Source organism: Sphingomonas sp. LaA6.9 (genome assembly GCF_022601895.1).
Taxonomy (GTDB): domain Bacteria; phylum Pseudomonadota; class Alphaproteobacteria; order Sphingomonadales; family Sphingomonadaceae; genus Sphingobium_A.
The window spans coordinates 124,208-144,227 of the sequence record NZ_JAKVIO010000008.1; the positions used below are offsets into that span (position 1 = coordinate 124,208).

General features: G+C 62.1%; 21 protein-coding genes. 13 read left to right on the forward strand and 8 right to left on the reverse strand.

Annotation, left to right across the window (positions count from 1 at the left end; genetic code table 11):
- Positions 1–98: 98 nt before the first annotated feature.
- A complete protein-coding gene (locus MKI88_RS06490; RefSeq protein ID WP_241630145.1) occupies positions 99–302 on the forward strand; it encodes a hypothetical protein in 204 nt (67 codons plus the stop codon).
- A 151-nt stretch (positions 303–453) separates the two neighbouring features.
- On the opposite strand, the gene MKI88_RS21405 is transcribed toward MKI88_RS06490, so the two are convergent.
- The 4 genes from MKI88_RS21405 to MKI88_RS06510 form a co-directional block, all read right to left on the reverse strand.
- Complete coding sequence (locus MKI88_RS21405; protein WP_281063717.1) at positions 454–1,086, reverse strand: GntR family transcriptional regulator; 633 nt, start codon at positions 1,084–1,086, stop codon at positions 454–456.
- Positions 1,083–1,970, reverse strand: a complete 888-nt coding sequence (locus tag MKI88_RS06500; RefSeq protein WP_241630146.1) for a phytanoyl-CoA dioxygenase family protein — start codon at positions 1,968–1,970, stop codon at positions 1,083–1,085. The genes MKI88_RS21405 and MKI88_RS06500 overlap by 4 nt, the downstream gene beginning before the upstream one ends.
- Positions 1,967–2,599, reverse strand: a complete 633-nt coding sequence (locus MKI88_RS06505) for an acyl-homoserine-lactone synthase (protein ID WP_241630147.1) — start codon at positions 2,597–2,599, stop codon at positions 1,967–1,969. The genes MKI88_RS06500 and MKI88_RS06505 overlap by 4 nt, the downstream gene beginning before the upstream one ends.
- Positions 2,600–2,746: 147 nt before the next feature.
- Positions 2,747–3,520: a LuxR family transcriptional regulator gene (locus MKI88_RS06510; RefSeq protein ID WP_348636239.1), complete on the reverse strand. Its 774-nt coding sequence runs from the start codon at positions 3,518–3,520 to the stop codon at positions 2,747–2,749.
- 289 nt (positions 3,521–3,809) lie between these two features.
- Here MKI88_RS06510 and MKI88_RS06515 point away from each other — a divergent pair, with 289 nt between their 5' ends.
- From MKI88_RS06515 to MKI88_RS06540, 6 genes are all read left to right on the forward strand, one after another.
- Positions 3,810–4,031: a hypothetical protein gene (locus tag MKI88_RS06515; RefSeq protein WP_281063719.1), complete on the forward strand. Its 222-nt coding sequence runs from the start codon at positions 3,810–3,812 to the stop codon at positions 4,029–4,031.
- A 920-nt stretch (positions 4,032–4,951) separates the two neighbouring features.
- Positions 4,952–6,094 carry an acetamidase/formamidase family protein gene (locus MKI88_RS06520; RefSeq protein ID WP_241630149.1) on the forward strand — a complete coding sequence of 381 codons (1,143 nt, stop codon included), beginning with the start codon at positions 4,952–4,954 and terminating at the stop codon, positions 6,092–6,094.
- A complete protein-coding gene (locus MKI88_RS06525; protein ID WP_241630150.1) occupies positions 6,091–7,308 on the forward strand; it encodes an MFS transporter in 1,218 nt (405 codons plus the stop codon). The genes MKI88_RS06520 and MKI88_RS06525 overlap by 4 nt, the downstream gene beginning before the upstream one ends.
- A gap of 13 nt (positions 7,309–7,321) precedes the next feature.
- Entirely contained in the window at positions 7,322–7,774 is a 453-nt protein-coding gene (locus MKI88_RS06530; RefSeq protein ID WP_241630151.1) for a heme-binding protein, read from the forward strand.
- A gap of 67 nt (positions 7,775–7,841) precedes the next feature.
- Positions 7,842–8,777: a fumarylacetoacetate hydrolase family protein gene (locus tag MKI88_RS06535; protein ID WP_241630152.1), complete on the forward strand. Its 936-nt coding sequence runs from the start codon at positions 7,842–7,844 to the stop codon at positions 8,775–8,777.
- 160 nt (positions 8,778–8,937) lie between these two features.
- The gene (locus MKI88_RS06540) at positions 8,938–9,561 is read left to right on the forward strand and encodes a glutathione S-transferase family protein (protein WP_241630153.1); all 624 of its coding nucleotides are present in this window, start codon (positions 8,938–8,940) and stop codon (positions 9,559–9,561) included.
- 3 nt (positions 9,562–9,564) lie between these two features.
- Here the strand turns inward: MKI88_RS06540 and MKI88_RS06545 are convergent, their stop codons facing one another.
- Complete coding sequence (locus tag MKI88_RS06545; RefSeq protein ID WP_241630154.1) at positions 9,565–10,416, reverse strand: AraC family transcriptional regulator; 852 nt, start codon at positions 10,414–10,416, stop codon at positions 9,565–9,567.
- A 263-nt stretch (positions 10,417–10,679) separates the two neighbouring features.
- On the opposite strand from MKI88_RS06545, the gene MKI88_RS06550 reads away from it, so the two are divergent.
- From MKI88_RS06550 to MKI88_RS06575, 6 genes are all read left to right on the forward strand, one after another.
- Positions 10,680–13,547 carry a TonB-dependent receptor domain-containing protein gene (locus MKI88_RS06550; protein ID WP_241630155.1) on the forward strand — a complete coding sequence of 956 codons (2,868 nt, stop codon included), beginning with the start codon at positions 10,680–10,682 and terminating at the stop codon, positions 13,545–13,547.
- A gap of 30 nt (positions 13,548–13,577) precedes the next feature.
- A complete protein-coding gene (locus tag MKI88_RS06555) occupies positions 13,578–14,132 on the forward strand; it encodes a VOC family protein (protein WP_241630156.1) in 555 nt (184 codons plus the stop codon).
- The gene (locus MKI88_RS06560) at positions 14,129–15,124 is read left to right on the forward strand and encodes a fumarylacetoacetate hydrolase family protein (RefSeq protein ID WP_241630157.1); all 996 of its coding nucleotides are present in this window, start codon (positions 14,129–14,131) and stop codon (positions 15,122–15,124) included. Before MKI88_RS06555 ends, MKI88_RS06560 begins: the two co-directional genes overlap by 4 nt.
- Entirely contained in the window at positions 15,121–15,918 is a 798-nt protein-coding gene (locus MKI88_RS06565) for an alpha/beta fold hydrolase (RefSeq protein WP_241630158.1), read from the forward strand. The genes MKI88_RS06560 and MKI88_RS06565 overlap by 4 nt, the downstream gene beginning before the upstream one ends.
- A 391-nt stretch (positions 15,919–16,309) precedes the next feature.
- Positions 16,310–16,768, forward strand: coding sequence for a hypothetical protein (locus tag MKI88_RS06570; protein ID WP_241630159.1), 459 nt, complete (start codon positions 16,310–16,312; stop codon positions 16,766–16,768).
- Positions 16,765–18,303: an FAD-dependent oxidoreductase gene (locus MKI88_RS06575; protein WP_241630160.1), complete on the forward strand. Its 1,539-nt coding sequence runs from the start codon at positions 16,765–16,767 to the stop codon at positions 18,301–18,303. The genes MKI88_RS06570 and MKI88_RS06575 overlap by 4 nt, the downstream gene beginning before the upstream one ends.
- 76 nt (positions 18,304–18,379) lie before the next feature.
- Here MKI88_RS06575 and MKI88_RS06580 read toward each other — a convergent pair whose 3' ends face one another.
- The 3 genes from MKI88_RS06580 to MKI88_RS06590 all read right to left on the reverse strand — a co-directional run.
- The gene (locus tag MKI88_RS06580) at positions 18,380–19,036 is read right to left on the reverse strand and encodes a DUF6766 family protein (RefSeq protein ID WP_241630161.1); all 657 of its coding nucleotides are present in this window, start codon (positions 19,034–19,036) and stop codon (positions 18,380–18,382) included.
- A 187-nt stretch (positions 19,037–19,223) separates the two neighbouring features.
- Positions 19,224–19,433, reverse strand: a complete 210-nt coding sequence (locus tag MKI88_RS06585; protein ID WP_241630162.1) for a DNA polymerase V family protein — start codon at positions 19,431–19,433, stop codon at positions 19,224–19,226.
- 332 nt (positions 19,434–19,765) lie between these two features.
- A partial coding sequence (locus MKI88_RS06590; RefSeq protein WP_241630163.1) for a DUF1989 domain-containing protein occupies positions 19,766–20,020 on the reverse strand: 255 nt, incomplete at its 5' end.

Here is a 20,020-nt window from a genome sequence, read left to right on the forward strand (position 1 = left end):
GAGCTGAAGAGGCGTTGTTCGACATCATCCGATCGACCCAGATTGATGGTGCGGAAACCATCAAGTCGTATGAACGCTGAACGGGCAGGCGGTCACTGATGCGGTACAAGATCAAGACCAACTCGCTGGATGTATTCCGAAAAGCGAAATCGCTCGTTGCAGGCGAGACGCAGATTTTCGTGTCCTCGGAACGGCGCCTCTCGTTGTCAACCGGGGATCTTTCGGCGGCCACCAAGGCCAAGTTGATCAATCTCGGAGCGCGGGTCGTTCCTGACATGCAGTTTCACGCCGACGCCGCTTGAGCATAGCTCGGGGCGCCAGTGAATTCGCTCACCGCCGTGGCGCACGGCTGGTGGAGGCACGCTCGTGAGCCACCGCGATATCGAGTGCTTCAGGTCCGCCCGCCATTGATATGCCGTGCCCTCGATACCGGACCGCGCGCCAATGACACAATCATGCATCTGCCCCCGCCATGGTTCTGATCATGACCGTGATCCTTGGGACCGCCCGCATGCGCCGACGGTGATAGCTGGTAAGGGCGCTCAGCGCCTCGCGCTGAGCGCCCTTTGCCAGAAAATGGGCGATCTCGAGCAGGTCTGAAAATGATCCGCCGAGCGCTTCGGCCTCGGCGAGCCTCGAAATATGCAGTCGCTCGTTGCAACCGATTATGGCGTGTCGAAGCTCGAGATTGTCGCTGAGCGCGGCAATAGCCGCGAAGAGCTGCATTGTCGTATCTGCCTGGCGGTGCGCGTCGGGGGCGTTGGCCTCAAGGGCGAGTGCGGCTTCGTCGATCCGCTTGTCCCGGCCCTGCCGCATCGCAGATGCGACAAGATCCTGATGCCAGCGATAAAGATCGCGCAGTCCGAATTCACTCGGAATCGGGGCGTGAAATCCGTCCTGCGGGAAATATCGGACCATCCGCTCGCCGACGAGTCGGTGCAGCGCGTCTCTTACCGGCGTCGCGCTGGCATTGAGGTCGGCGGCCAGCCTTACAGGATCAAGCCGTGCACCCGGGGCGAGGGCACCATGCATGAGCTGATATTTCAAAGCCTCATAGACGCGTTCCATGATGACGGCGGGGCTCATGGAACTGGCGACGCGCTGGCCGAGGCGCGCTCGCGCGCGAGGTGCGCTGCGACCATGGCTTCCTGGTCGGGACGAAGCGCATCGATTGCCCCAGGTGTATCGGGGAGGTTGTTGCCAAGCGCGACCGAGGGGCATTGGCCTTCGAAATTGCCGAGATTTGGGCGGTGCTGCCGATAGCCGACAAGCGCTGCGAGCTCGGGTGAGAATGTGCGGGCGACTTGGGGTGGGTAGGCCAGATAAGGGTTCTCATAGGCTTTGAGCCAGCCAAGCGAATAGCCGATGACGAGGCCGCGCCTCGCACCTGTGCTGCAATTGGGCCCGGCGCCGTGAAGCGTCGAGCCCAGAAACAGGATTGCGGCGCCGGGCACGCATTCGGCGGCCACGGCATCGCCATGCGGTTCCTCTTCAAGCGCGTGTCGTCCATGCGACCCTGGCCAGATCATGGTTGCGCCGTTTTCGTGCGTAAACGGGGTCAACGGCCAGATGACATTCAACAGATATTCGATGCGGCCCTTTTCTCCCGCCCACATGTCCTGGTCGCGGTGCGGCGCCTGCGCGAGCTCGCCCGGATGGATCTCGATCGCCTGGGTGACGTTGAGCTGGATGCGATCACAAAACGGACCGAGAACCGTCTCGACAATCTCGAGGATCAGCCTGTGCTGCACAAGACTTGCGACACGCCGATCGCGCACAAGCAGGCGACCGAACCGCTTTGTGCTCTCCCCATAGAAATTGCCTCTGGAACAGGGCGTTCGTTCAAACACCGGCGCGAGACTGGTGTCGAGCGCACTAATGAATGCGCGGGGAAGGACACTTGGAATGATGCAGAAGCCCTTTTCGTTCAGCTCGGCGACGCGCGCCTCGACAATGGCTGAAGTGCTCACGATACTACCTCCCTGAAATCGAGTGCCCTGCGCTCGATCATGTGCGCAGCCGGAAGCTCGAAGACACCGGCATCGGCGAGCAATGACGGCGTGTCGTCGTCGATCTCGATTGCGAGCGCTGAAAGCGCGTTGCCCTGGTTCAGGGGGTGGCCGAGCAGCTTACAGCGCCAGCCAAAGCGAAGAATTTGATCCAGCCAGGACCGCTCGGCGACGCAGGTGTAACGGGATATCCCGTTTGCCAGGGCATATTCGGCAAGTGCAGTGACCAGCTGGTTGCGTACATGGCGGCGCTCGACCGCGCGCAAACGGCGGTCGAGGCAGAAGCGCGTGATCTCCCGGATATCCGGGCCGCGCGGTACGTCGCTGTCGCAAAGCTGGGCAAACAGGTCGGCCAGGATATGGGGTCCCGAAGTCGCGAGAAGCCTGGCTGAACCCAGATGCGCACCGGTCGGGTCGACAAGCACGATATAGACTGCGTTCTCGTCATCGAACTGGTCGATCTCATAGCGTCCCTCGAGGACAGGCACGTCCCACTGCAACAGGTCGACAAAGACGCGCTTGCGCGCCTCGAACATCGATCTGAGGATTGCGGCCTTCGGCTTCGGCTGACTGTCGATCACGTCGATCATCGTTCTGGCACTCCCCTTGTCCTTGGGAATACCAGTCGAACAGATCAGGCAGTGGCGCAGTATCCCTAGATATAGGGAGCCTTCGCATAATGTCCGCGACACTCGCCCGAGCCGCGCGACCCGATAGCCGGATGAGATCGGGAAAGCTCAATCGTCACGGCGTGTGAGATCATCCAGGCAGAGCGAGCCGCTGGCAAGGAGATTGACGACGAGCTCAGTTCGCGATCGCACGCCATGGCGCGCCCGGGCTTCACGCAAATGCTCAAGCACGGTTTGCTGGCCAATTCCGAGCGCGACTGCGATCTCGGCATTCCTGACCCCGCGCCCCGCGAGCAGGATGCAGTCGCGCTGGCGGTCGCTGATCCTTGGCCAACGGGTATTGAGCCGCGGGCTAAAGATCCGCCGCGCTGCCTGGAATGCGAACAATCCGACGGTCTGTGCCCAGATGAGTGCGTCGGGTGGCAACTGCTCGCCGGCGGCACTCACGAAGGTGCACGAGCCGCGGCGTTCGCCCGGCACATGCGCCGGCACAGTCACGCCATTGCCGAAGCCCATTTTTCGGCTGCGCTCGAGAAGCGCATGATCACTGGCGGTCATCGCGATAAGTCTCGGTACCTCATCCCAGGTGAAACCGTTTGCGATCATCTGGCTTGCGCGGTGGATCGGGTCCGACACGCCGAGGCGATGCTCGTCATACCACTCAGCCCAATGCCCCGGATAATTGTGGATCCTGAGCGCAGTGGAATGAACCGAGAAATCGACATGATGCGACACTGCAAAATAGCGCAAACCGATGCGAGCGCATGCGTCGGCGAGCGCATCCTCAAGTGCTCTTCTCGTCCTAATGTTCGAGACCTGGTCAATAAACTCCCTGGCAATCAGAAATGTACGCATTGAAAGCCGATCAGCCGCCGCTCGCATGTTCTCACCACACAAGAGCGGTGGCTGCCTTCCAATCGATCTTCCGGGTCGTTCTCAAGCACGGCCAGAAAGGATTGTGCCTCAAGCCCGGTTTGGGATGAACGGTACTTGCACGCCGTCAGTCCCAGTTGTGAGCGGGGCAGATTAATTTAATACGTTGCTGATCTGCAACAATATTTTCAGTATATTCATGGAGTCCAGATCGGGACATTTCTCAAGATCGCGCAGACTGCTTCGTGGCAGCAGTCAGACCTGGCGATGAGGAGAGCTTTGGGCCACTTGCCGATAAATGGCCCACATCGCCAACAACAGCTATGGCCGCCAGCTCGCGATCGACGCGGTTGCCTCGGGCCGTGCCGACATGGTGTCCTTTGGGCGGCCTTTCATCGGCAACCCCGATCTCGTCGAGCGCCTGCGCCGCGATGCGCCGCTTCTGGATGCCCCGGCGTCGGCATATTATGGTGGAGGAGCCGAAGGTTACACCGACTTTGGCACGCTAGCTGCCGCGTGACGGCGATCGCGCCCGGCCTGCTGGGGCCGGGCAGCGACAATCGAACGCGTTCGGCGATACCCACGGAATGAGCGCGCAATTTAATCCCGCGATCCGAATCGAGAATATCAGGAGCGTTAATTGGTGTCCGGAGGCCGGGGTTGCCAACCTGCTTGATGTGCTCGACGCTGACCGGAGCCTACTCGCAAATTGCGACGCTGAAATTCAGTCATGGGCGGCTGCCGCACGCGCCGCCATTGCCTCCTTCCGGGCTCTCGGTGGAGGGTGGGATTCGCCTGCACCGGCACTTGCTGCGCGTTGATCGGGTAGCAGACCCGGCCCGAACACCACAGCCTCGCGGACGCCACAAGACGTTGGGGAGGCAGAGTTCACGCGCGAGATGGGAGGGCGCGCCTCCCGCGATCCGATCTCAACCCACTCCAGCCGGGTTGTTGCTCCGGCCATCCCGAGTAACCTGCAACACCCGGCAGGTTCGATCGGCTGTGCTGATCTTGGCGGTGTTTGACCTTCATTATCGAGTTCAAAGTTGACCGATGCTGTAGGCAGGCCGCAGGCATAACATCGGGGCTCAGCTTATTGGTCAGAGCCCAAATATGATGATCGCGCGTGCGACGTGCCAGGAAATCATACGCGGCAGGGTTGGTGGGCGGCCTTGTGCAACGTGAAAGTCGGACGATCGGACAAGCGGCAAGATTGACAGGAAAGCGCCAACCGTCGCGATTTCCTATCGATAGCGACAACGATCGCAAAATGTGAGCCGGAGCATGGGAGAGGACATGAGTATCCACAAAGCGCCGTCAGGCGCACAATGTTGCCCCGCCTCCAGTCCTTGCGCCTTGCATATTGGCCATGCAGCAACACCGGCGATGATAGAAAGAAGCCGCCATCTCGATGGGACTGATGGCGACGAGTTGTCCGCCATGATGGACACGCGCGGTTTGAGCAGGCGCTCGCTTGGACGGTTCGCGGCGGCTTCCGGTATCGGCGCACTCCTCGCGCCCGCCGTTGGCAGCACCGCTCTCGCTGCTCCTGCAAAAGCACTGCCGGTCTTTGATCGCGCACGGGTGGGGACAACGCATGTCCTGCCGTCGACGCCCCAGACCGTCCGATCGGGAGCCTTCGACCCATCGGCGCCAACCGCGATCAGGATCCGGTCCGGCGATGTCGTCCACTATCCCAACACCTGGCTCCATTGGGGCAACAAGCCCCAATACGGGATGTCGTTCGCCGAGCGCGAACCGATCCGCAAACAATATCGGACCGGCCCGTTTTCGCTGGTGGGACCGGTCGAGGTGGCCGGCGCCGAGCCGGGCGACGTGATCGAGTGCCGCATGTTGCGCCTCAAGCCGATCGATTGGGGCTGGAACTCGGCGCCTCTTGGCGTCGGCGCTCTCCCCGAAGATTTCGACCAACCCTATCTCCATTATTTCCGCTTCGACGCGGCGCGCAAGACGACCCAGTTCGCGCCCGGCGTCACCGTCGCGCTCAATCCCATCCAGGCCGTGATCGCCACCGAGCCCAAGGGCAACGAACCGATCAGTGCAATCCTCACGGGTGACTATGGTGGCAATCTTCTGCTGCCCGAGCTGGTTGAGGGCACCGCGTTGTTCCTGCCGGTGCAGGTGACAGGAGGGCGCCTGTGGACCGGAGATTCGCATGCCGCGCAAGGCGATGGCGTCGTCAACCAGACCGCGATCGAAACCGCGATGGAGGATCTGCGGATCCAGTATGTTCTCCACAAGCGAGTAGAATTGCAGGGTCCGGTCGCTGAAACCGCGACGCACTGGGTCATGCCGGGCTATGCGGAATCGCTCGAGCATGCCCTGACGCTGGGACTTCGGCGCCTGATCAAATGGCTCGCTCCGGCAAGCGGTCTCAGCCCTGCCGACATCTATTCACTAGCAAGTATCGCCGGCAGCTTCCGCGTAACGCAATATGCGCATCAGCTCGACACCAACTACACCTCCAAGCCCGCCAAGGCCGTTCATGCGATGCTGCCCAAGGCGATCTTCGATACAAGCCTGCAGGCGCGCATTGGCGCGTCGGTGAGGCCGGGCGCATGACTGCCGCCACCACAATAGCGGCGCCGGAGTCGACCCGATCGCTTCAGGCGCGCGCCATCACCCTGTGCGCCATTGTCGCTTTTCTAGATGGTTTCGACACCCAGGCGCTGGGTCCCGCCGCCAAACCGATCGCGACCTCGCTGGGTTTTCCCGTCGGGGATCTCGGACCGGTGTTCAGCGCCTCGCAAATCGGGTTTCTGGTCGGCGCACTGACATTCGGGGCGCTTGGAGACCGGCTCGGTCGCAAGCGCGTCCTGATCTGCGCTGTTGCGCTATTCGGACTCTGTTCGCTCGCAACCGCTTTTGCCTCGAACTTCGAGACGCTTTTCGCCGCTCGCCTGCTGGCCGGACTCGGGCTCGGCGGGGCGACGCCCAATTTCGTGAGCCTGGCTTCTGAATATGCACCGCCGGAGAAACGCGCGCGCGTCGTGACCATGATGTGGGCCGCAGTCCCGCTCGGCGGGATGACGGCGGCGCTCGCCACCGCGGCCTTGCTGCCGGACTTCGGCTGGAAGATGACCTTCTATATCGGCTTCGTCGCGCCCATGCTGCTGATCGGCATCATGTTGCCTTATTTGCCGGAATCCAGCGAGGTCAAGGCCGTCGTCCAGGAGAAAGTCGGGCTCGGAACCGCGCTTTTCGGCGAGCACCGCTGGTTGGCAACGATCTGGCTCTGGCTCGCTTCGCTCACCGGGTGGATGACGCTCATCGTCGTCGTCTTCTGGACGCCTGCGCTCCTGGCCCAATCCGGCCTGTCGGCATCCGCCGCCGCGTCGATCCTCGCATTGCACAATGTCGGCGGCATATTGGGGACGCTCACCATCGGCGCGCTGATCGGTCGGCTGACACCGCGACAGGCCCTGACGATCGCGCTGGTCGCCTCGGGCCTGTCGGTCATCGCTATGGGACAGAGCATCGGTATCTTCCCGCTGCTCGCCGGCGCCACGGTCTTCGCGGGCTTTTTCGGTTCCGCCGCTGGAGCTGCCCTCATCGCGGTATCGAGCCGCATTTATCCTGAAACCGCGCGTGCATCGGGCGTTGGCTTCGCGCTCGGTGCCGGCCGTCTCGGCACGATCATCGGGCCGATGCTCGTCGGACTGCTCATAGCCTCGGCCTGGCCGGTGGGCCGCATCTATCTCGCGATCGCGCTTCCCGCCTTTGCCGCAGCGCTCTTCATTACCCTGCTCGCGCGGGCACGCCATTCCAACCTTTGAACCGGAGCCAGATATGACCAACACCAAAACGCTGAGCCAATCGCTGATTGGCTATGAACTCGCCAGCGAGGCGATCGCCGCCGGCGTAGCGGCTGCCAGGGAACGGAAGGTCGCACTGAGCTTCGTGGTTCTCGACGCTGCCGGCCATCTAGTCGCTTCAGCCCGCATGGACGGCGCCGCTTTCATCACAATCGAGGTCGCGCGCGGCAAGGCATTCGCCAGTGCCGCGACGGGCGGTCAGCCCGGTCTCAGCCTCGGTCAGCGCTACAATGACAATCCCATGGTCTGGGGCAATGTCTCATCGCTGGGCTTCGGTGCGCCGCTGCTGCCCGCCCAGGGCGCGCTTCCGATATTCCTTGAAGGACAGTTCATCGGCGTGATGGGGGCCAGCGGGGCTCCGTCAGAGATCGACGATGCGGTTGTCACCTGCGCCGTCGAAGCAATCGGCTGCACCGTCTCCGCCTAGAAACCGACGCAAATTCAAGCATCAGCACCGCCGAAGGCTGCTTCGGCGCAGGGGAGGACTTTGTCCAATGAAGATCATCGCTTTTGCCGATGGCGCAGGTGAAGCGCTCGGGGTCATGACCGGCCCGGAGCATTTCGTGGCTCTTGCCGATGTCGCGCCCAAACTGCCGACCTCGCTGGTCGCCATCCTCGAAATGCCTGATGGCCTTTTGCACGTCGCGGCCGCCGTGGAAGGACAGGTGGGGAAGCGCGAGCTCGCCTCGGTGACGCTCAAGCCATTTCTGGGGCGGGCCAATGCGCTCTGGGCGCTCGCCCTCAATTTCAAGACGCACATCGAGGAAACCGGCCTCACCACATCGCGGGAACATCCGCATCTCTTCCTGCGAACCGCAGCCTCCTATGTCGGCGCGGGTGAGCCGATCCTCGCACCGCATGACGATGTGGCACGCGCCTTCGACTATGAGGGCGAGCTCGCGGTCGTGATCGGGAAGGGCGGTCGCCACATCCCTTATGACCGCGCGCTGGAACATGTAGCGGGATATAGCTGCCTCAACGAAGGCTCGGTGCGCGAGTATCAGCATCACAACCGCCAGTTCGGTCTGGGCAAGAATTTCGAGGCTTCGGGAAGCTACGGGCCCTGGCTCGTGACCGCCGATGAGTTCGGGGATCCGTCCACCCACAGGGTGAAAACGCGCGTCAACGGCGTCACGCGCCAGGATGCGCCGCTCGACGACATGCTCTTCGATGTCGCCGCCACCATCAGTTACCTTTCGCAAGCTTACACGCTGCGGCCCGGCGATATGATCGCGATGGGAACGCCCGGCGCCTTGCCGCCCGCCGAGGACGATGTCGAAGGTCGCGATCTCAGCCGGCAGTTCGGCACCTTTAAGACACCAGGCCTTGTCCATATGCGTCCCGGCGATCTGGTCGAAGTCGAGATCGACGGCATTGGCATACTCAGCAATCCGGTCTCCGGCGACGAGCCGGCGCTCTACCGGCGGTAGTGAGTGTTTACGCTGGTGCTGGAACCGCACTTCGCTCGGCCCACGCTTCTAGAAATCGCGCGCTCTCCCCTGCGACGGGAGCCTTCACTGGACACGCCAACAATCCGCTGAGGCCGGCTTTACGGTCGGATCGAGCGACTAATCATGTTGAGGAACGAATATGACATTGCGGATCTGGGGTCGGGAAACGTCGACCAATGTACAGAAAGTGCTCTGGCTGTGCGCCGAGTTGGGACTGTCTTATGAGCGGATCGACCTCGGTGGGCCTTTTGGCGGCCTCGACGATCCCGCTTATCGCGCCAAAAATCCCAATGGCCTGATCCCGACGATCGAGGACAATGGCTTCATATTGTGGGAATCGCACGCAATCCTTCGCTATCTGGCCGCAGATCACCCACAATCCGGGCTGATGCCGGACGACCGGCATGCGCGCGCCATAATGGACCAATGGCTCGACTGGCAGATGGTCGCGCTTGGCCTTGCGCTCCGCGACCTCTTCATGAAGCTTCACCGCCCCGGTGCCGTGGCGCCAACAGTTGAGGAGATCGCGGCCGCGGCCGATTATGCCGCTAGCAAATTCCTGATCGTGGAAGGGCGGCTCGCGCAATCACCCTATGTCGCAGGAGATGCGTTCTCGCTCGCTGATATCGCGGTCGGGATCAGTGTCCATCGCTGGCTGAAGCTGGCGGTCGACCGTCCGGTGGTCCCGGCGATCCTAGCCTGGTACGACCGTGTCAGCAGGCGCGACGCGTTCGGCAAGATCGCCACGATCCCGCTCAAATGAGGATCAGGATGCAGCCGCGTCGCCGCTCGTGGTCTGGCGGCGAAATTCGCTCGGCGATACGCCGATATGCTGGGTGAAGAAGCGGGTGAAATTGCTGTGGCCGGCAAAGCCGAGTTCGTCGGCGAGTTCGATCAGCGGGAGGTCGGAGGTGCTCAGCCGGCGCGTCGCCATTGTGAGGCGGACATAGTCTGCATAATGCTGCGGCGACGTTCCGACGCAGCGACGGAATTGCTCGAAGAAGCGGGAGCGTGAGAGGCCGACCTCACGCGCCACTTCTTCCATGCGGGGATTCTTGAGCGCATTTTCGTGGATATAGGCAAGCGCCTTGCGGATGCGGAAGTCGACCATGCGCCGGCGCGGAAGCAACGCGCGGTCGAGCGAAGAGTCGGCGTAGTTGGTGACGAGCGCGTCCATCAGACTGAGCAAAAGGTCGCCGCACTGATCGTCGATATCGCGAACATGCGTCGGGATGGCCGAGGCGAGCCGGTTCGCAAGCATGCGCACCTCCTCGTTGAGTTCGGCACTGGGGCCCGGAAAAAGCGATTCCACGATCATCGTCGTTTCGGGAAGCATTTCGGACAGCCATGCCGGTTCAATGAAGAGCGACAGGATCAGTGTGGGTTTGTCATCATTGGCGAGCTTGGCATGGGGCAGCCAGGAATTGAACAGCAGCACATTCTGGTCGTCGAGCACAATATCCTTGCCGTCGGCCTGAAATATCGCGTCCGCGCCACCCATCTTGAAGAGAATGTTGATCTGACGATGAGAATGTTCAACGAGCGGTCGGTCATTCAGATTGACGGTCGCCCGTCCGAAGCGTCCGGAAAATATCCAGACCAGTCTTTCCTGCGCCATAACGCCCGCATCCTCTTCTTTTCTATTTGTATCCACCATGACCGGACAGGCGCCTGATCATGATCGGCCCTCTTCATCTACCGCCAACGGGCAATGAGCGAACCCAAAAAACGCCTTTGGCTTTCGAAAAACTGGACTGATTGGCAAGTGGACGGATTGTGCCGACAGCGCGGTTGAAAAGCCCATGCGACAGGGAAGGGGACGGACACAGAGGGTGAGAAACCCCATCCGGCACCACCAATAATGGGGAAGAGAGGATGGGAATGAAAACGCGCAATATGGAGCAGGCAAAGAACCGATATTCTCGCCAGAACCGATATCTGAAAGCGACGAGCGCTGCCGTCGCGGTCTTCTGCCTGATGCCCTACGGCCAAGCCACGGCCCAGGAAAGCGAACCGGCGGCAGCACCGCAGGCGGCCGAGGAAACGCCGGCCAGCGACATTGTGGTGACAGGCTCGCGCGTGGCTCGCGAAGGCTTTACGGCGCCGACGCCGACCACCGTCATCGGCGTCGAACAGATCAAGGCGGCGGCACCCGCCAGCATTGCCGACTATGTCAACCAGTTGCCCGCGCTCGTGGGTTCGAACACGCCGCGCATCGCCAATACCGGCGCGTCGGCGACGGTCGGTTCCAACCTTTTTAACCTGCGCAGCCTGGGGGCGAACCGCACGCTCGTGCTTCTCGACGGTCATCGCGTGGTGCCGTCCACCATCACGGGCAATGTCGATATCAACCTGTTGCCCCAGGCGCTCGTCCAGCGCGTCGATGTCGTGACGGGCGGCGCATCGGCGGCCTGGGGTTCGGATGCCGTTGCCGGCGTCGTCAATTTCGTCCTCGACCGCAAGTTCGAAGGCGTCATGGCCAACATCCAGAGCGGGATCGCCGAAGAGGGCGATGCCCGCACCTTCAAGGCCGAGCTCTCCTACGGGACGAGCTTTGCCGATGGGCGCGGCCATTTCATCGTCAGCGGCGAATATCACGACGATGGCGCCGCCGGAAAGGTGAGCACGCGCGACTGGTTCAAGAGCCGCAAGGTCATCTTCAATCCCGCCTGGACGGCGACCAACGGCCAACCGCGGCGCATCGTCCAGACCGGAGTGGGGGCCAGCAACGAGACTTCGGGCGGGCTCATCACCGGTCCCGCAACCGTGACGGTCGGCGGCGTCACCATGGCCAATCCGTTGCGCAACATCCAGTTCGGCCCCGGCGGCGTTCCCATGCCCTACGATCCCGGCACGGTCAGCGGCATTTCGGCTTTTGGCGGCGATGTCGAGGACATCAGCCAGGCAATCGAGCTCGCCGTGCCGCTGCGCTATGGCACCGCTTATGGTCGCCTGAGCTACGAGATCGCGCCCGACGTCACCATTTACGGCGAGGCGACCTACGCCAAGGCGTGGAACGAGATTGTGGCGCGCGTCTATGATCGCGGCGGCAATATCACGATCCGACGCGACAATGCTTTCTTGCCGGGAAGCATCGCCACGCAGATGGCTTCGCTCGGTCTAAACACCATCCAGATGGGACGCATGTTCCTCGACTGGGGGCCGCTGCGGGGGCGCAACAAACGCGAGCAGCAACGCTATGTCGCAGGCGCGGAAGGTGAACTGAGCGGCGGCTGGTCTTGGGATGCCTATGTTCAGCACGGCGTCACCGATTTCTCGACCGGCGCATATGACAACAATCCGATCATCGCCAATTTCAACCGGGCGGTGGACTCGGTCGTCAATCCCGCCAACGGGCAGATCGTGTGCCGAACGACCCTTGCGGATCCTACCAACGGTTGCGTGCCGCTCAACATTTTCGGTTCTGGTTCGACCTCCGAGGCGGGCCGCAACTATGTCTTCGGGCGCTCAGTCCAGAATATCAAGATCCAGCAGGACGTCGTCGCAGCAAGCCTGCGCGGCGAGCCGCTCTCGCTTTGGGCGGGTCCGGTCTCGGTCGCGCTCGGCATCGAGGGACGGCGCGAGAAATATCGCTCGACCGCCGATGCGCTCTCACTGACCGATGCCTTCTTCGTCGGCAACTTCAAGCCGTCGAGCGGCAAATATGATGTGAAGGAAGCCTTCTTTGAAACGGTGATCCCGCTGCTCGCGGACAAGCCATTCGCCAAGTCACTCGACCTGAACGCCGCGATCCGCCTGACCGACTATAGTCTCAGTGGATCGGTGACCACCTGGAAGGTCGGCGCAACCTGGGACCTCAACGATCAGATCCGCGCGCGCGGCGTGGTGTCACGCGACATTCGCGCGCCCAATCTCAGCGAACTGTTCCAGGGCGGCGCGACGCTCAACCAGACCGTCGACGATCCCGTCACGGGGACGAGCTACAGTTCGCGGACCGTCAGCCAGGGCAATCCGAACCTCAAGCCCGAAAAGGCCGACACCAAGTCCTTTGGCATCGTCTATCGCCCGCACTGGCTTGATGGCCTCTCGGTCTCGGTCGACTATTTCGACATCAAGATCGATGGCGCGATTGCCAGCCTCATCGCGCAGCGGATCATCGACAAGTGCGACGAGGGGATCACCTCGCAATGCGCGTTCATCACGCGCAGCTCGCCTACCGGGCCGATCCAGAGCATCCTGCTCGTCCCGCAGAACATCAACTCGGAACGAACCAAGGGTATCGATATCGAGGGAACGTATCGCACCGAACTGGGCAAGGGCGACCTGACGCTCAGAGCAGTCGCAACCTATGTCGACGAGCGCTCGGAAACCGCCGATGGCCAGAAGGTCGAATATGCCGGCACCAACGCCAACGAGTCCCAACCGTCCAAGGCGGTGCCCAGCTGGCGCGTCATGTCGTCGGTTACCTATGATCTGGGTGATATCGCATCCACGCTGACCGGACGCTTCATCAGCGCGGGCAAGCTCAACAATGCCTGGGTCGAAGGCGTCGATATCGACGACAATAATGTGCCGTCCGCCTTCTATCTCGACTGGTCGATGACCTACCGCATCGACAGCTTCGGCAAGGGCGCGGAGGTCTATTTCGCGATCCAGAATCTGCTCGACAAGGATCCGCCGGCCTCACCCAACTACTCGACCGCGAGCACGATCCAGACCGGCGTCAACGGCTATATCTACGATGTCATCGGGCGCCAGTTCCGCGTCGGCGTGCGGACCAAATTCTAGAACGTGCCAAATCTCACAGGAGACATACCGATGCTTTGCAAGAAGCTGCACCATGCCGCATTCCGGTGCGTCGATGCCGCCGAGACCGTGGAATTCTACACCACCGTGCTTGGACTCAAATTCACGCATGCGATGGGGGAGGACCATGTGCCATCCACCGGCGAATACAGCCCCCACATCCACATCTTCTTCGAGATGGAGGACGGGTCCAATATTGCCTTCTTCGAGGTGCCGCAGGCGCCGCCCGGTATCAAGGACACCAACACGCCCGATTGGGTACAGCATTTCGCTTTCGAGGTTGAAAGCGTCGATGCCCTCATCAAGGCGCGGGCCGAACTCGAGGCCAAGGGCATCGACGTGCTCGGACCGACCGATCATGACGGTTTCATCCTCTCCATCTATTTCTTCGATCCTTCCGGGCACCGGCTCGAACTGACCGCGCGCACGGCTACGCCCGAGCAATATGCGCAATTCGAGAGGGAGGCCGTCGAGGTCCTCGAATGCTGGAACGAAACCCACGACTGGTCGAACCGTGAGCGGGTTTTCGGCAGCGCCAGCGGCTATCACCGGGAGGTGCTGCAATGAAACTGACGAGCCTCAACGAAGGCGGTCGCGACGGGGCGCTTGCCGTGGTTTCGGCCGACATGCGCCGTGCGGTCCGGGCCACCGGTATTGCGCCCACGCTTCAGGCCGCGCTCGACAATTGGGCCAATGTCGAGCCCGCACTCCGCACGCTCGACCGGGCATTGGCGGAGGGCAAGGCGGACGGTGTCTTCGACTATGATCCGCGTGCGGCGCTGGCCCCCCTTCCGCGCGCCTATCAGTTTCTCGACGGCAGCGCCTATTATCATCACATGTCAGTGGTCCGCGCAGCGCGCGGCGCGAAGCCACCCGAGGACTTCTTCGAGATCCCGCTCATGTATCAGGGCCTGTCGGATCCGATCCTGGGTCCAACACAGCCTCTCCGCCTGACCGAGGACGAGGCGCTCGGCATCGATATCGAGGCGGAGATCGCGGTCATCACGGGGGATGTCCCGATGGGGGTGAGCGTCGAGGACGCGCCGAACTATGTGCGGCTGATCGTACTTCTCAACGACTATTCGCTGCGCGGCGTGATCCCGCCCGAAATCGGGCGGGGCTTCGGCTTTCTACAGGGCAAATGCGTCAACAGCATGGGTCCCGTGGCGGTCACGCCCGACGAACTGGGAAGCGCATGGAACGGGCGGCTGCTTTCGGGGATCTACCGAATCCACATCAATGGCAACCAGCTCGGCGAACTCCAGCCGGGGATCGACGCCAGTTTCGACTATGCCCAGCTCATCGCGCACGCTGCGCGAACCCGTGAACTGCGTGCGGGCACGGTGATCGGCGCGGGCGCGCTCGCCAATGCCGATCACGCCCGGCATGGCAGCGGCTGCATCGCCGAGGAGCGTGCCCATGAACAGCTTCGCGACGGAGCGCCCTCCATGCCCTATCTCCGCTTCGGCGATCAGGTTCATCTGGAAATGGTCGATGACCATGGCCGCTCGCTCTTCGGCGCGATCGACCAGCGCGTCGAACCCTATGTGGCCTCATGAGCGGCTCTGTCATCGGCCACGCGCTGCACGGACACGGGCCCCGGCGCGTTCTCTTCCTGCACGGCTGGTTCGGCGATCATAAGAGCTTTGATCCGATCCTGCCCGGCTTCGAGGAGGATGTCTGGTCGCTCGCGCTGATGGATCAGCGAGGATATGGGCTGTCAGGAGACCGAACAGGCCCGTTCGATATTGCGACGATCGCGGAAGACGCGCTCGCACTGGCCGATCATCTGGGATGGGACAATTTCAGTGTCGTCGGCCACTCCATGGGCGGGAAGGCCGGATTGCGGCTCGCTCTGCTGGCTCCGGACCGGATCGCGGCCCTTGTCGGCATTGCGCCGGTATGGGCCGGGGCCGCGCCCTTTGACGCGGATTCCCTGGGGCTGTTCCGTGCCGCCGCCACCGACGCCGGCGCGCGCGACATCATCATTCGGCATTCGACCTCAGGGCGGCTCGACGACGGACTATATGGCGAGCTCGTCGAGACGTCGCAGAGCACCGCAAGCGTCGAGGCGTTCGCGGCCTATTTCGAATCCTGGGCGCTCGACAATTTTGCCGACCAGGTTCGCGGCCTGCCGACTCCCGTTCAGGTGCTCGTCGGCGCGTTCGATCAGGCCATTACGGCAGATCTGGTCGACGCAACCTGGCGTGACGCGTTGTGCAATTTCTCATGCCACGTGCTGGCAGACGCCGGTCACTACCCAATGCAGGAAAATCCCGCAGCACTGGGTGAGGCGCTCAACAAATTCCTGGAAGCTCCGATCGTCCAGCAAGGTGCCTGCCTGACCGAGTGAAGGGTTCGCGGCTGGCCAGACTTGGACTTGATCGAGAATATTTCGCAATCTCCATCGAATGCGGACCAGTTGAGATTATCGCTGCCAAGAAAACCATCGGTCGCGATGCACGACAGCGGTGGACCTGCGTGGGTAACCGGGGCTGGTCTATGAAAGTTGCGCGGGGGCGGTGCAGTTTAACCTGGATCAAGCCGATTATGCGTGCCGCGATGGTTATCCCTAAGGTAGGCCGCGGGGAGCAGCTCAAGCGCAACCTATTATGGTTTCGGCACGTTCCCTATGATCCCACCGCGGAGATCAGCAGATGAGCCAGCAACCTCCCCAACTTTTCAGCCGTATGCTTCTGGGCGCGATCGCAGGTGCCACCGGTACTGTCGCCATGACTGCGGCTATGAACAGGATGCATGCGGCCCTTCCTGAGGAGGAACGCTATCCTCTGCCTCCACGCGAAATTACCGAACGCGTGCTGATCGACGGCCCTGACGAAGCCGTCATGGATGCGGCGACCGTTGCGCATCTTGCCTATGGCGCAGCGATCGGCGCGCTGATTGGCGGCATGCGACCCGGGATTGGTCCCGGGGCGGGGGCGGCGGCTGGGGTCGGAGTATGGGCGGCGAGCTACTTCGGATGGGTTCCCGGATTCGGTGTCCTCGAGCCAGCCGATGAACACCCGCCGCGCCGGAACGCCCTCATGATTGCGGCGCATCTCGTCTGGGGCGGTGTTACGGCCCTCGCGCTTGGCTCGCTCATCGAGGCGCGCTCGACGACGCTTCGTGCAGGGCCGGTGCTCGATGCCCCGCCAGCGACGAGGCGAAAACGGTCGCGTGCAACTGCGGAGTTGGCTTCATGAATGTGGGCGACGAGCACAGCATTTCATGCTGGATGAAGGAGCTGCCGCGGCTGGCCGCAACGCCGCTACAGGCCGACACCATTTGCGACGTGGTCGTCGTTGGATCAGGGATCGCTGGTCTGTCCATCGCCTATGAACTGATGCGCGAGGGCCGGTCGGTCGTCGTCATCGATCGCGGGAAGATCGGGGCGGGTATGACCGCGCGAACCACGGCCCACCTGGCCTCAGCGCTCGACGACTATTATTCCGAGCTGATTGCGATCCACGGCGAAGACAAGGCGCGGCTTTACCATTCCAGCCAGGTTGCTGCGATCGACCGGATCGAGGCAATTTGCGACCGGGAACATATCGGTGCGGATTTCGCACGCGTCGACGGTTATCTTTTCGCGGCCCGTCCGGACGATCTTGGCGATCTCGAAACGGAACATGATGCTTGCAGCGCGCTGGGTATCGACGTCGCCTGGGTCGAACGCGCGCCGATTGGGGCCGTCGACACGGGAAAGGCCCTGCGCTTTTCACGGCAGGCCCGCATCCATCCCACCCGCTATCTCACCGGCCTCGCGCACGCCGTGATAACAGGCGGTGGAACGCTTTATCGGGACACCGCCTATGTCGCTGACCGCGAGACCGACGATGGTGTCGAGATCGAAACCGAAGCAGGGCCTCTTATTCGCGCGAAGGCCGTGGCGTTCGCGACCAATTCGCCCGTCAATAACCGGGTGACCGTCCACACAAAGCAGACGCCGATGCGCAGTTACGTCATCGCGGGCCGCGTGCCCGCGGGATCGGTCGCTGACGTATTGTTATGGGACAGCCTCGAGGCCTATCATTATGTTCGTATCCAGCCGCTCGATGCGGTGCACGACCTCCTCATCGCGGGCGGCGAGGATCATCGTACCGGCGAGGCGAGCGATATGGAGGCCCGCTTCGCCGCCCTTGTCGAATGGACCCGTGAACATTTTCCCGAATTCGGGGAACCCGACTATCGATGGTCCGGACAAGTGCTCGAGCCGCTCGATTATATGCCCTATTGTGGTCGCAACCCCGGCAGCCGAAACATCTTTATTCACAGCGGGGATTCCGGTCAGGGCATGACGAACGGGGTTGCGGCGGCGCTTACGCTCGTCCCTTTGTTGCTCGACGCACCATCGCGCTTCGCCGATCTTTTCGACCCCGGACGCAAGCCCTTGACCTCGAGCGCTCCGTTGGCGGATTTCGTGAAAGGCCAGGCGGACGTTGCGCGCAACATGGCAGAATATGTCACACGCGGAGAGGTCGCGGCGGAGGACGAGATCGAAGCTGGTGCCGGGGCGATCATACGCCAGGGTTTGCACAAACGCGCTGTCTACCGGGACCCCCAGGGCGCGTTCGTGCGCCGGTCGGCGAGTTGCACCCATGCCGGCTGCATCGTCCACTGGAATCCGTTTGAACATTGCTGGGACTGCCCCTGTCACGGGTCACAATTTGCCCCCGATGGGGCAGTGCTCAACGGACCTGCGATTCATCCGCTCGCGAGCGTCGACGAAGCGAGCTAGATCTGCCCGCGCCCTTCTTTCGGCTGGATCCGCGATGACGCTGGACCCGACCGTTGCCCCGATCCGTCGGCAGGGCCTAAGCACCCGTCTGCGAATGAGGCGCTGCCACCGGCTTCGATTCCGGGGACTCGCGTTGCCGCAGGAAGATCGAGAGAACTATAAGGACTGCGGTTGAAAGAAACTCGCTCTGCCAGTTCTGAAATGATTCAAACCAGAGCTGCGCAGAAAAGAGATAGGCGTGGATCGGTTCCGCCGTGTCCCCATGCTGCGCTGCTTCTGCGGCGGCGGCCTGGGCGCTGTAGACCAGGTGAAGCGTGAAGGAGGCCCCAAAGAGCATAAAGAGCACTATTCCCAACGAGCGCGCATAGAGCCAGCGCCACAGCGCTCCCGCGCGCAGGATTGCGGGCGCACCGGCTTTACGTGCCTGCTTCGCCAGATCGCCGTCGCGCAGCGGGGCATCTGGATCACGGGACTCTGCAGAGCCCCGCTGCATAAGCACGGCCGTGAGCATGACATAGGCCGACATTTGCAGGAACTCGCTCTCCCAGTTTTCGAACACGCTCGACAGGAACAGCGGATCGCGCAGAAAGGCCACGGGGCCGATTTCGGACTGATGATGTCGGACCAGTTCCGAATTGTTGAAGTGCCATCCCGCCAGCCACTGACCGATCAGGCTGATCGCGAACAGCAACAACAATATCAGCGTGAGGCTATTGTCGCGCAGCAGACGCATGTCCGGCTCCCGTTCTTGAAACATCACACCCATGCAACGAACCACGGATGCGCCAGTTGCGCGCGGTGTGGATGGTCCGGCGCCCGAAGCGGGCTATGAGATCGAAGTGCGGATTGCCCCCGCTTACAGTAAAAAGGTGGCACTCCGATCAACCGGAATGCCACCATTTCTTTCAGAGAGGCGTGAATCACTCGTCGGGCAATGCGCCGGCGATCCCAGGTTCAGGCGTGGCTCCGTCGTCCTCGCTTTCATACTCGCCGGAATCATCCTCTGCGGGATCTTCTTCATCTCCACGCTCGTCCTCGAAACCGTCATCGGGCCGAGCGCCGCCAGCCGTGTCTTCACGCTCGCGTTCCACATCTTGGCCCTGATCAAAACCTTCTCGATTGTCACCCATGATTTCCTCCGTAGGCCCACATGCTCAGGAGGTGAACAGGGTGGGGAGACCGGTGGTTCCCCGGGGTTGACCTCGATCAACACGAATGTCGTGAACGGCGAAATCATATTGATGCGGGTTAAGATCGCCGATGGCTGGGGGCCGACAGGAGGCACGACGCAACTCAAACCCAATCCAGGACCGAGTCCAAATCCAAATCCAGTTCGAAGGCAGCAGGTGCGGCGGCCAATTCTTCGGCTCTCGGGATAAGTGCGGCGGCCGCGCCTCAAGTGGTCGCCGCTGATCAGGCCTTGCCAGCGAGCGCGCGCCTGAGCGCGCGGGCGCGAGGAGGATCAAGCCGGGTCGCGGTCCTTTCCGGCAGCAGCGATGATCTGGTAGTGGATCGGTTTGAAACTGCCATTGTTCGATTGCAGTGCGGAGCAAGCGGTTAGACCGATGACCAGATCCATCTGGGCCTCGAAAACGATCCGGTCGCCCGCGCGGCTGAGCGGCGGCTCGACTGTGAACGCACCCGTCTCCCCGTTTACGCGCACATTCATGAAGCAGTTGAACGCTGTGGGGATGGCGTCGGGCGCGACCCCGAATGG

Coding starts and splice junctions, on each gene's coding strand:
- MKI88_RS06490 (WP_241630145.1), top strand. CDS start 99: ATGCGGTACAAGATCAAGACCAACTCGCTGGATGTATTCCGAAAAGCG.
- MKI88_RS21405 (WP_281063717.1), bottom strand. CDS start 1,086: ATGAGCCCCGCCGTCATCATGGAACGCGTCTATGAGGCTTTGAAATAT.
- MKI88_RS06505 (WP_241630147.1), bottom strand. CDS start 2,599: ATGATCGACGTGATCGACAGTCAGCCGAAGCCGAAGGCCGCAATCCTC.
- MKI88_RS06510 (WP_348636239.1), bottom strand. CDS start 3,520: ATGCGAGCGGCGGCTGATCGGCTTTCAATGCGTACATTTCTGATTGCC.
- MKI88_RS06515 (WP_281063719.1), top strand. CDS start 3,810: ATGGCCCACATCGCCAACAACAGCTATGGCCGCCAGCTCGCGATCGAC.
- MKI88_RS06520 (WP_241630149.1), top strand. CDS start 4,952: ATGATGGACACGCGCGGTTTGAGCAGGCGCTCGCTTGGACGGTTCGCG.
- MKI88_RS06525 (WP_241630150.1), top strand. CDS start 6,091: ATGACTGCCGCCACCACAATAGCGGCGCCGGAGTCGACCCGATCGCTT.
- MKI88_RS06530 (WP_241630151.1), top strand. CDS start 7,322: ATGACCAACACCAAAACGCTGAGCCAATCGCTGATTGGCTATGAACTC.
- MKI88_RS06535 (WP_241630152.1), top strand. CDS start 7,842: ATGAAGATCATCGCTTTTGCCGATGGCGCAGGTGAAGCGCTCGGGGTC.
- MKI88_RS06540 (WP_241630153.1), top strand. CDS start 8,938: ATGACATTGCGGATCTGGGGTCGGGAAACGTCGACCAATGTACAGAAA.
- MKI88_RS06545 (WP_241630154.1), bottom strand. CDS start 10,416: ATGGCGCAGGAAAGACTGGTCTGGATATTTTCCGGACGCTTCGGACGG.
- MKI88_RS06550 (WP_241630155.1), top strand. CDS start 10,680: ATGAAAACGCGCAATATGGAGCAGGCAAAGAACCGATATTCTCGCCAG.
- MKI88_RS06555 (WP_241630156.1), top strand. CDS start 13,578: ATGCTTTGCAAGAAGCTGCACCATGCCGCATTCCGGTGCGTCGATGCC.
- MKI88_RS06560 (WP_241630157.1), top strand. CDS start 14,129: ATGAAACTGACGAGCCTCAACGAAGGCGGTCGCGACGGGGCGCTTGCC.
- MKI88_RS06565 (WP_241630158.1), top strand. CDS start 15,121: ATGAGCGGCTCTGTCATCGGCCACGCGCTGCACGGACACGGGCCCCGG.
- MKI88_RS06570 (WP_241630159.1), top strand. CDS start 16,310: ATGAACAGGATGCATGCGGCCCTTCCTGAGGAGGAACGCTATCCTCTG.
- MKI88_RS06575 (WP_241630160.1), top strand. CDS start 16,765: ATGAATGTGGGCGACGAGCACAGCATTTCATGCTGGATGAAGGAGCTG.
- MKI88_RS06580 (WP_241630161.1), bottom strand. CDS start 19,036: ATGCGTCTGCTGCGCGACAATAGCCTCACGCTGATATTGTTGTTGCTG.
- MKI88_RS06585 (WP_241630162.1), bottom strand. CDS start 19,433: ATGGGTGACAATCGAGAAGGTTTTGATCAGGGCCAAGATGTGGAACGC.